This window comes from Mycolicibacter sp. MU0102 (genome assembly GCF_963378105.1).
Taxonomy (GTDB): domain Bacteria; phylum Actinomycetota; class Actinomycetes; order Mycobacteriales; family Mycobacteriaceae; genus Mycobacterium; species Mycobacterium holstebronense.
This window is the reverse complement of the sequence record NZ_OY726398.1, coordinates 3,082,902-3,093,577: the sequence shown is the minus strand read 5'-3', so window position 1 is coordinate 3,093,577 and position 10,676 is coordinate 3,082,902. Positions and strand designations below refer to the sequence as shown.

Genomic DNA, 10,676 nt, shown 5'->3' with positions numbered 1-10,676 from the left:
GGCACGCGCAATTCGCAGCGGAATGACCCCGCCGTCTCCCGACACCGTGCTTACATACCCGGATGACCGTCGCTGCCGAACCGGGCACTAGAAGCCAGCAGCTGGTGCAGCTGCTCCTGGCCACCTGGACGTCGATCATCTGCTTCTGGGCGTGGAATCTGGTCGGCCCGCTGTCGACGCAGTACGCCACGCAGATGTCGCTCAGCCCCAACCAGCAGGCGTTGATGGTGGCCACCCCGATCCTGGTGGGGGCGCTGGGCCGAATCGGCACCGGACTGATGACCGACCGCTTCGGGGGCCGCACCATGTTCATCGGGGTCTCGCTGGCCTCGATCGTCCCGGTGCTCGTCGTGGGTTACGCGGCGAAGATCGGCTCCTACCCGCTGATGGTGGGTGCCGGGTTCCTTCTCGGGGTGGCCGGCACCGTGTTCGCCATCGGAATCCCATTCGCCAACAACTGGTTTGCCCCCGAGCGTCGCGGATTCGCCACCGGGGTGTTCGGGATGGGGATGGCCGGGACCGCGGCGTCGGCGTTCTTCACCCCGCGGTTCGTCAAGTGGTTCGGCCTGTTCGCCACCCATCTGATCGTCGCGGTGGCCTTGGCGGCCACCGCACTGCTGTGTTTCGTGGTGATGCGCAATGGCCCGCAATTCGTGCCGAACACCGCCAGTGCGCTGCCGAAACTCAAGGCCGCCGCGAAATTACGGGTCACCTGGGAGATGTCGATTCTCTACGCGCTGGTGTTCGGCGGGTTCGTCGCGTTCTGCAACTACCTGCCCATCTACATCAAGACGATCTACGACTTCTCCGCGGTCGACGCCGGCGAACGCACCGCGGCGTTCGCCATGGCGGCGGTGTTCGCCCGCTTGCTGGGCGGGACATTGGCCGACCACATCGCGCCCAAGTACGTGGTGCTGGCCGCACTGGCCGGTATCGCGGCGCAGACAGTCATGGCTGTACTCCACCCGCCGGCGGATCTGTGGACCGGGTTGACGTTCATACCGCTCGCTGTCGCGCTCGGTATCGGCACCGGCGGGGTTTTCGCTTGGGTATCGCGGCGGGTTCCGGCCGGCTCGATTGGTTCGGTTACCGGGATCGTGGCCGCGGTCGGCGGTTTGGGCGGCTATTTCCCACCGTTGGTGATGGGCGCCACCTACGATCCGGTGCACAACAACTACACGGTCGCACTGATGATGCTGGTGGCCACCGCGGTGATCCTTTTCGGCTATACCGTGATATTCCTGCACGCCCGTGAATCATTGACCTCAGGGAGTACATGATGAGTAGCAACGCCGACCCCGCCACACCGCGCCGTTCCCGGGCGTGGATCACCGGCGCCGTGATCACCGCCGTGCTGGGGCTGTTCTTCGCGTTCGATGCCATCCCGAAGATTCTGGGTGTGTCGTTTGCCCGGGAGGGCACCGAGGCGCTCGGCTTTTCTCCCGACAAGACCGCAGTGATCGGCTGGGTGCTGCTGGTATGCCTGGTCGTCTTCCTGATTCCACGCACCGCCGTGCTGGGTGCGCTGGGCCTGACCGCCTACCTGGGCGGGGCGGTGACGATCAACCTGCACGCGGACAAGCCGCTGGCGGGCTTTGTGCTCTCTGGTGTCTATGTCGGCGTGCTGGTGTGGGTCGGCCTGATCCTGCGGCGACCGGAGCTGCTCCGAGTTTTGGGGCTTCGGCGCGACTGAGCGGCTCAGCGGGGCGGTAGCTGCTCGAGCAGCTCGTCGAGGAATCCGCCCGCCTCACGCCCGGCCGCGTCGACGTCGGCCGCGGCGATCGCCTCTACCAGGCCCCGGTGCCGGATCTGGTCTGCCTGCACCGGTTTTGCGCTTGTTGTGGCGACACTGGCCATGAGCACTTCGGTAAGCCCGCAGTACAACTCGGTCAGCACCGGATTGTGCGAGCAGCGGACCACCGCGAGATGAAAATCGGTATCGGCCCGGACGAACTCGTCGTGGCTGCCCTCCTGCTGGTGGCCGTCGCGGCGATCCAACAATGCGCGCAGCTCGGCCAGATCCTCCTCAGTGCGGGCGGCGGCAGCCAGCCGCGCCCCTTCCACCTCCAGGCAGCGTCGCACCTGGAGTACGTCGCGCAGCTGGGGGCCGCACAGCCGACGTACCGCCCCGGACACTTCACTGGTGGCGCGCACATAGGTGCCGTCGCCCTGGCGGACCTCCAGGATGCCGCTGTGGGCTAGCGCCCGGACCGCCTCACGCACGGTGTTGCGGCCGACGCCAAGCGCGTCGGCGAGCTCTGGCTCGGTGGGGATTCGCGAATCGACCGGCCATTCCCCGCCGGTCACCGAAGCGCGAAGCTGCTCAATCACCTGATCTACCAAGCCGGTGCGGCGGGTGGTGACCAATGGCACAGCTTCCTCCCTTCATCCAATCATAGGATGTATGCGATCCTACTTTAGGTGACCCGCACCGCCCGCAACAAGACACTCGACCAGTACGAGCACGACCTTGAACTGGAACTCGAGGGCGCCGCCGAGTTCCGGCCGGCGACAATGGCGGCCGGCGGTGCACTGCTGATCGTCGCGGTGGTGTTGACCGCACTGAACCTGCGCCCAGCGATCACCAGCGTGGGGCCGCTGCTCCCGGAGATGCGTGGCGCGTTGGGCGCCTCGGACACTTGGGCCGGAGTCCTGACCACCTTGCCCGGCCTGTGCTTCGCTGCCGCTGGGCTGGCCGCGCCGTGGTTGTCGCGGCGGATCGGGCTGGGGCGCACCGTGTCGGCAGCGCTACTGATACTCGTTGCGGGACTGTTGATCCGGGTCTGCGACGGGCCTCTCGTCGTGCTCGGCGGAACACTGGTGGCAACCGCCGGCATCGCCTTGATCAACGTGCTGATCCCGGTGATCATCCGAGGATCCTTCCCGGCGCAGGTCGGGCTGATGACCGGGATCTACACCGCGGCGCTGCAAGGGGGCGGAGCCTTGGGCTCCGCGGTGACCCCGGTGCTCGACAACGCGCTGGGAGGCTGGCGCTCCGCCCTGGGGGCGTGGAGTGCGCTCGCGCTGCTGGCGTTGGCGGCCTGGGTGGTCGGTGCCCGCGGATTCGACCGGCCCGGCACCGCCGCGCCCGCGGTCACGACGAAGGGCCGATCGCTGTTGCGCAGCAAGCTGGCCTGGACCGTCACGCTGTTCTTCGGCACCCAGTCCTTCCTGGCCTACGTGGTGATGGGCTGGCTGCCCGAGGTACTCATCGAGAACGGCACAAGCGAAACGCGCGCGGGCCTACTGCTCGGCCTGATCTCGCTGATCGCCGTGCCGATCAGCCTGATCGTCTCGCCGCTGGCCGCCCGTCGCGACAGCCAAAGCGGATGGATCGTCGGACTGGGAGTGCTCGGTATGGCCGGGATGCTCGGTCTGCTGATCGCGCCCGCGGCCGCACCACTGCTGTGGAGCGTGCTGGTGGGCCTGGGGATGAGCGTGTTCTCGTTGGCGCTCACGGTGATTGCGCTGCGAGCCCGCGACGCACAGGACACGGCGAGCCTGTCGGGGATGGCGCAGGGCTTCGGCTACCTGCTCGCCGGCGTCGGTCCGTTCATGTTCGGTCTGCTGCACCACGTCAGTGGTGGGTGGACCGTGCCGTGGCTGATGATGCTGGCGGTCTACCTGGTGCAGACAGTGGCGGGCGCGCTCGCAGGGCGTAACCGCTACGTCTAAGCAGCCCTCGCCGAACGTGTACTCAGACCGGAGATTTCGCGAATTTTTCGGTCTGAGTACACGCTCGGCGAATGTTGGTTGCTAGGCGGTCCGCAGCGACTCGGTGTCGATGACGAAGCGGTAGCGCACGTCTGATGCCAGCACGCGCTCGTAAGCGGTGTTGATGTAGTCCGGTTCGATGACCTCGATCTCGGGACGCACGCCATGCTCGGCGCAGAAGTTCAGCATCTCCTGGGTCTCGGCGATCCCGCCGATCAACGAGCCGGTCACGCTGCGCCGCATCCGGACCAGCGGGCTCGGCGGCACCGACAGGGCGTGTTCGGGCATGCCCAACTCGACCAGCGTGCCGTCGAGGGTGAGCAGGTTCAGATACGCGCCCAGGTCCAGGCTGGCCGAGACGGTGTTCAAGATGACGTCGAACTTGCCGCGCAGATCCTTGAACGTCTGTCGATCGCTGGTGGCGTGGTAGTGCTCGGCCCCCAGTCGCAGGCCGTCCTCCATCTTCTTCAGCGACTGCGACAGCACGGTCACCTCGGCGCCCATCGCCACCCCCAGCTTGACGGCCATGTGTCCCAGGCCGCCGAGGCCAATGACCGCAATCCGCTTGCCGGGACCGACATTCCAGTGCCGCAGCGGCGAATAGGTGGTCACTCCGGCGCAGAGCAGGGGAGCGGCGGCGTCCAGGGGAATCTCGTCGGGGATGCTCAAGACGTAGTTCTCGTCGACGACGATCGCGCCGCTGTAGCCGCCCTGGGTGGGCTGCCCGTCGCGGCCGACGCCGGCGTAGGTACCGACCATGCCGCCGCCGGTGCAGTACTGCTCAAGGCCGGCCTGGCAGTTGGCGCATTCGCGGCAGGAGTCGACGAAGCAACCCACGCCTACCCGGTCGCCCACCTTGAACTTCGTCACCTCGGACCCGACGGCGGTGACCACACCGGCGATCTCGTGGCCGGGAACCAGCGGGTACTGCGGAGCGCCCCACTCGGCCTTGACCGTGTGGATGTCGGAATGGCAGATGCCGGCGAAATGAATGTCGAACGCCACGTCGTGCGGCCCGGGGTCCCGGCGGGTGATGGTGGTCTTGCTCAGCGGGTCGGTTGCCGACGTGGCGGCATAGGCGGAAACGGTGCTCATAGTGGAGATTCCTCTTCAGATATGCATCGACACGTAAAAACATAGCTTAGCAAAGTTATTTGCTGCGAAGCATGTCCCGGGGGCGTGAGATCGGTCACCGCGGCGTCGGGAGTAGGGACGCCGGATCAGTTGATGGGCGCGTTCACCCAGTGCAGGTCTCCGGCCACGCCGCGCGCGGCGACCGGTCCTTGCCCGGTCTGCCACACCTCGTTGTTGACGACGAAAACCCGGCTGTCACGGTTGGCCGCAAGCCGGCGCCAGGCGACGCTGTCGAACACGGTGGCTGCTCGCGCCTTCACGGCCGGCGAGGAGAAGGACACGTAGACGATGTCGCCGTCGGCCGCCGAGAAATCCGCCCGGCCGGCCAGATCGGCGTCGTTAGCTGGGATCTCGATGTAGAGCCGATCGGTGAACCGCTGCAGCGGTGGGCGGTCCACCCCGACGGCCCTGAGCACGCTGGCAGCGAAGCCGGAGGCCCCGTACACCCGCACGCTGTTGTCGGTGAACTCCACCACCGACACCTGGAAGTGGGTGGCGTCGCTGACCTCACGGGTTTCAGCGGCGTACGCGCTGAACCTCTCGAGCACCTCGTCGGCGGCGCCGGTGCGTGCCGTCGCGGCGCCCACACCGCGCACGTTGTCCTCCCACGCCGAACCCGGCGCCCCGGTGAACACGGTGGGGGCGATCGCGGCCAGCTCCGCATAGCCGGGCGTCAGGCCCTGCGCACCCAGGATCAGATCCGGATGCAGCTCGGCGATGGCGCCGGTGTCGGGCTTGCTGCGCGAGCCCACGGCCGCGACGCCGTGCACTACCGAGCCCAGGTACGACGGTTGCTTGTCCGCCCCGTCCGGTAGTGCGGCGCCCACCACGCGCGACTGCAGGCCCAGGGCGCACAGCGTGTCGAGCTGGTCGCCGGAGAGCACCACGATGCGCTCGGCCTGCTCGGGAACTTCCACGCTGGCCGGCTCCACCTCGGCCGCGTTGTGGGCCCAGCGCATGGCGGGCCCGGGGTCCGGGTGCGCAGGCTCGGGGGCGCACGACTCGTCGGGGCGCCGATCATTGCCGAGCACGCCGGCCCCGGCGACCATCGTCGTAGTGGTGGAGACCGAGGTCGGAGCCGTTTCGGCGGTATCGCCGGCGCATCCGGCCGTCGTGAGCAAGGTCACGGCAAGCGCTACTGCGGACGCCGCCCGCCTGTCCACCCTGGTCACGCCGTGACGTTAACACCCACGGCGGAGCACCCCTTGAGGAGACGAATACGACAGTTTGTAGGAGGCCTATACCGACCGGGCGACGCTCGGGGTTAGGATTCGACCAAGTTTCCCGGGATGCCCATGTTTGGAGGAATCTTGACCGCCGAAGCACCCCCACGCGCAGAACTCGAGGCCAGTCGGCCCTTCCCTGCGTTGATGGGCCCCAAGGGCAGCCTGCTGTACAAGATGATCACCACCACCGATCACAAGCTGATCGGCATCATGTACTGCGTCGCCTGTATGGCCTTCTTCTTCATCGGCGGCCTGCTCGCGCTGCTCATGCGTACTGAGCTGGCGGTGCCGGGCCTGCAGTTCCTGTCCAACGAGCAGTTCAACCAGCTGTTCACCATGCACGGCACGGTGATGCTGCTGTTCTACGCCACCCCGATCGTGTTCGGGTTCTCCAACCTGGTGCTGCCGCTGCAGATCGGCGCCCCGGACGTGGCCTTCCCGCGGCTGAACGCGTTCTCGTTCTGGCTGTTCCTGTTCGGCGCGACCATCGCCCTGGCCGGCTTCATCACCCCCGGTGGCGCCGCCGACTTCGGCTGGACCGCCTACACCCCGCTGAGCGACGCGGTGCACTCCCCGGGTGCCGGCGGCGACCTGTGGATCATGGGCCTGGCCGTCGGTGGTCTGGGCACCATCCTCGGTGCGGTGAACATGATCACCACGGTGGCCTGCATGCGTGCCCCCGGCATGACCATGTTCCGGCTGCCGATCTTCACCTGGAACATCCTGGTCACCTCGATCCTGGTGCTGATCGTCTTCCCGTTGCTGACCGCGGCGCTGTTCGGCTTGGCCGTTGACCGTCACCTGGGCGGGCACGTCTACGACTCCGCCAACGGCGGCGTGCTGTTGTGGCAGCACTTGTTCTGGTTCTTCGGCCACCCCGAGGTGTACATCATTGCGCTGCCGTTCTTCGGCATCGTCAGCGAAGTGTTCCCGGTCTTCTCCCGCAAGCCGATCTTCGGCTACGTCACCCTGGTGTACGCGACGCTGAGCATCGCCGGGCTGTCGACCGCGGTGTGGGCGCACCACATGTTCGCCACCGGCGCGGTGCTGCTGCCGTTCTTCTCGCTGCTGACCCTGATGATCGCCATCCCGACCGGTCTGAAGTTCTTCAACTGGATCGGCACCATGTGGCGCGGCCAGCTGACCTTCGAGACCCCGATGCTGTTTGCCATCGGCTTCATCGTCACCTTCATGGCCGGTGGTCTGACCGGCGTGATGCTGGCCAGCCCGCCGCTGGACTTCCACGTCAGCGACAGCTACTTCCTGATCGCGCACTTCCACTACGTGCTGTTCGGCACCATCGTGTTCGCGACGTTCTCCGGGATCTACTTCTGGTTCCCGAAGATGACCGGCCGGCTGCTCGACGAGCGGCTCGGGAAGCTGCACTTCTGGTTGACCTTCATCGGGTTCCACACCACGTTCCTGATCCAGCACTGGCTGGGCAACATGGGTATGCCGCGTCGTTACGCCGACTACCTGCCCACGGACGGGTTCACCGCGTTCAACATCGTGTCTACCGTCGGTGCCTTCATCCTGGGCTCGTCGATGATCGCCTTCACCTGGAACGTCTTCAAGAGCTGGCGTTACGGAGAGGTCGTCACGGTCGACGACCCGTGGGGCTACGGCAACTCCCTGGAGTGGGCGACCAGCTGCCCGCCGCCGCGGCACAACTTCACCGAGCTGCCCCGGATCCGTTCGGAGCGTCCGGCTTTCGAGCTGCACTACCCGCACATGATCGACCGGCTGCGGGCTGAGGCGCACGTCGGCCGTCACCCCGGTGACGAGCTGTACGAACCCGCAAACGCTTGATGAGCCCGCTGGGGGAGAGGCGGCGCCCGGTCGAGCCGGGCGCCCGCCAGGGGTGAGCACGCCCAAGGTGCCGGTGTTGATCACCGTCACCGGTGTCGATCAGCCCGGCGTGACGTCGGCCCTCTTCGAGGTGCTGTCGCGCTACCAGGTGGAGTTGCTCAACGTCGAACAGGTCGTGGTCCGCGGTCGCCTCACGCTGGGCGTGCTGGTGTCCGTAGAGCCGGAGGTGGCTGACGGGCCGGCGTTCGCCGACGAAGTCACCACCGCGATTCGCGGTGTGGGACTTGACGTCACGATCGAGCGCAGCGATGACGCGCCGATCATCGCGGCGCCCTCCACCCACCGCATCGTGGTCTTGGGACGGCCGGTGGCCGCCACAGCCCTGGGGGCCCTGGCACACGAGATCGCGGAGATCGACGCCAACATCGACATGATCCGCGGCGTTTCCGACTACCCGGTGACGGGGCTGGAACTGCGGGTTTCGGTTCCGGTGGGTGCCGCTGGCCAGTTGCAGTCCGCGCTGAGCAAAGTCGCCGCCGAGCAGCAGGTCGACGTGGCGTTCCAAGATGCCAGCCTGTCGCGCCGGACCAAACGCCTGATCGTGTTCGACGTCGACTCCACCCTGATTCAGGGCGAGGTCATCGAGATGCTGGCCGATCGAGCCGGTGCCGGGGACGCGGTCGCCGCGATCACCGAGGCCGCGATGCGTGGCGAACTCGACTTCGCCGAATCGCTGCACCATCGGGTGTCCACCCTGGCTGGCCTGCCCGCCACTGTCGTCGACGAGGTGGCCGAACAGATCGAGCTGACTCCCGGTGCCCGCACCACAGTGCGCACGCTGCGCCGCCTCGGCTTCAAATGCGGGGTGGTGTCCGGCGGCTTCCGGCAGGTGATCGAGCCGCTGGCGGCTGAGCTACAGCTGGACTTCGTGGCAGCCAACGAGCTCGAGATCGTCGACGGCAAACTCACCGGCCGGGTGATCGGTCCGGTGGTGGACCGGGCCGGCAAGGCAGACTCGTTGCGGGAGTTCGCCGCCCAGGCGGGAGTGCCGCTGGAGCAGACCGTGGCGGTCGGAGACGGCGCCAATGACATCGACATGCTGTCCACGGCGGGCCTGGGTGTGGCGTTCAACGCCAAGCCGGCGTTGCGCGAGGTGGCCGATGCCTCGCTGAGCTACCCGTATCTGGACACGGTGCTGTTCCTGCTCGGGGTCACCCGCGCAGAGATCGAGGCCGCCGACGCACACGACGGCGTGCTGCGCCGCGTCGAGATCCCGCCGGGCTAGCGGCGATCGCAAGCGCGGCGGAGCCGGGCGCGGCGGGTCGCCGCCATGGACCGCGGCGTTACAGCAACGCCCCGATCAACGCCAACGGCAGGAGCCCGGCGGTGGCGGCGAGCGGTATCCCGATGGCGTCGAGGAGGTCGCCGTCAGCGATCTCGGACATGAAGACGTTGTAGCTGTATTCGGGCAGCGTGAACAGCAAGGCGCTGAGCATGTCCAGCGGCGGGTAGCCCGTATGCGGCGGGAACGATCCGAAGAGGTCATCCCACGTGGTGGGCACGGTGACGCCGAAGGAGGTCTCTCCGCCGTCCATGATGCCGCCCATGCTCGTCAACTGTTCGGCCCACTCCGGCAGTGAGTAGACGTAGTTGGCCGGGTCCATCAAGGTGTTGAAGGCGTCGGTGATGCCCTTCTGCACGCCATCGAACAGGGCTTGCGGAACCTGCTGCAGGACACTGAAGTCGGGCAGGACTCCGATGCCGGTGGGGGTGTCGGCGAATTCCGGGCTCCAGCCGTGCTCGATGTTGCCGTATCCCAGATTCACCAGCACTCGCAGTGCCGGATCAAGCAGATCGACCAGCGGGTTGCCGATGTAGGGCAGCAGCTGCAGCGGAGCCAGTAGCGGCAACGTGCTGGAGGGGATCATGTAGTAGTCGGTCAACAGATCGGGGCTCGACGTCGGAAGGAGCACCGCGTTTGCGATGTCCTCGGGACTGAGCCCCAGGTAGGTCGTGTGCGCGAAGATGATGCCCATCACGGCGTTGATCGTGGACAAGAAGTTGAGCGGATACTGCGGAAAATTGGCGAAACCGTCGTACTCGTTGGTGTAGACCGTGGTGGGGAAAAGATTGGCGGGCGCTGCGCCACTGAATGTCATTCCGACGCTGGGCAGTTCCGGATACGTACCTGTGGGAAGGTCGAAGCGGGACAGCATTCCGCCGTTAGGAAGACTCTCGTTGCCGATCAGCACGAAGTGCACGTAGTCGCTGGGCACGCCCTGGTCGGCGAGTTGTTGCATGAGTAGCGACGAGATCACCGCGCTTTGCGACCAACCGAACACCACGACCGGGTTGTCGGCGTCGACGTGACCGCCGGCGATCTGGTCGAGGATCGCGGCCTCCAGGATCTGGCTGCCTTCATCCACCGAACTGTCGAAAGTCCCGGTGAACGCGCCCAGGAAGGGGTACAGCGTTTCGGGGGTGCTCAGGATCTGGGTGGTGCCGGTGAAGCCGAGCGGCGCCAGGTAGAGCTCGTTGACCAGATCCGCGTAGCCGGGGCCGGGCGTCGGCATGCCGCTGCCGCCCATGATCAGCGCGGTCCCGCCGCCCAGCGGCACGCCGGCGCCGGTGAGCTGGACCGCCTGAACTGCCGGCACCGTGGCGCCCGCAGGGGAGGGACAGATGAGACCGGCACTGACAAGCCCGACTGCGACAGCACTGGAAATACGGACCATCGAAGCTCCCTGAAATAAACCCTAAGTATTAATGAGTGTGAACCGTGCAACACATTAC

The 10,676-nt window shown here is 66.7% G+C and carries 9 protein-coding genes; 5 read left to right on the top strand and 4 right to left on the bottom strand.

The window, feature by feature from the left end; translation table 11 throughout:
- The first annotated feature begins 62 nt into the window (after window positions 1–62).
- Entirely contained in the window at window positions 63–1,280 is a 1,218-nt protein-coding gene (locus RCP37_RS14545; RefSeq protein ID WP_308483765.1) for an MFS transporter, read from the top strand.
- Complete coding sequence (locus RCP37_RS14540; protein ID WP_308483764.1) at window positions 1,280–1,693, top strand: DoxX family protein; 414 nt, start codon at window positions 1,280–1,282, stop codon at window positions 1,691–1,693. Before RCP37_RS14545 ends, RCP37_RS14540 begins: the two co-directional genes overlap by 1 nt.
- Window positions 1,694–1,698: 5 nt before the next feature.
- On the opposite strand, the gene RCP37_RS14535 is transcribed toward RCP37_RS14540, so the two are convergent.
- Window positions 1,699–2,373: a FadR/GntR family transcriptional regulator gene (locus tag RCP37_RS14535; protein WP_308483763.1), complete on the bottom strand. Its 675-nt coding sequence runs from the start codon at window positions 2,371–2,373 to the stop codon at window positions 1,699–1,701.
- A gap of 48 nt (window positions 2,374–2,421) precedes the next feature.
- Here RCP37_RS14535 and RCP37_RS14530 point away from each other — a divergent pair, with 48 nt between their 5' ends.
- The gene (locus RCP37_RS14530; protein ID WP_373693025.1) at window positions 2,422–3,675 is read left to right on the top strand and encodes a CynX/NimT family MFS transporter; all 1,254 of its coding nucleotides are present in this window, start codon (window positions 2,422–2,424) and stop codon (window positions 3,673–3,675) included.
- An 81-nt stretch (window positions 3,676–3,756) separates the two neighbouring features.
- Here the strand turns inward: RCP37_RS14530 and RCP37_RS14525 are convergent, their stop codons facing one another.
- Window positions 3,757–4,809 carry an NAD(P)-dependent alcohol dehydrogenase gene (locus RCP37_RS14525; protein WP_308483762.1) on the bottom strand — a complete coding sequence of 351 codons (1,053 nt, stop codon included), beginning with the start codon at window positions 4,807–4,809 and terminating at the stop codon, window positions 3,757–3,759.
- 125 nt (window positions 4,810–4,934) lie between these two features.
- Window positions 4,935–6,020, bottom strand: a complete 1,086-nt coding sequence (locus RCP37_RS14520; protein WP_308483761.1) for an iron-siderophore ABC transporter substrate-binding protein — start codon at window positions 6,018–6,020, stop codon at window positions 4,935–4,937.
- 138 nt (window positions 6,021–6,158) lie between these two features.
- Between RCP37_RS14520 and ctaD the strand changes: the two genes are divergently transcribed.
- On the top strand, window positions 6,159–7,883 hold the full coding sequence (gene ctaD, locus RCP37_RS14515) for an aa3-type cytochrome oxidase subunit I (RefSeq protein WP_308483760.1): 1,725 nt from the start codon (window positions 6,159–6,161) through the stop codon (window positions 7,881–7,883).
- A 52-nt stretch (window positions 7,884–7,935) separates the two neighbouring features.
- Entirely contained in the window at window positions 7,936–9,168 is a 1,233-nt protein-coding gene (gene serB, locus RCP37_RS14510) for a phosphoserine phosphatase SerB (RefSeq protein WP_308483759.1), read from the top strand.
- A gap of 58 nt (window positions 9,169–9,226) precedes the next feature.
- On the opposite strand, the gene RCP37_RS14505 is transcribed toward serB, so the two are convergent.
- Window positions 9,227–10,618: a PE-PPE domain-containing protein gene (locus RCP37_RS14505; RefSeq protein WP_308483758.1), complete on the bottom strand. Its 1,392-nt coding sequence runs from the start codon at window positions 10,616–10,618 to the stop codon at window positions 9,227–9,229.
- Between the last annotated feature and the right edge of the window lie 58 nt (window positions 10,619–10,676).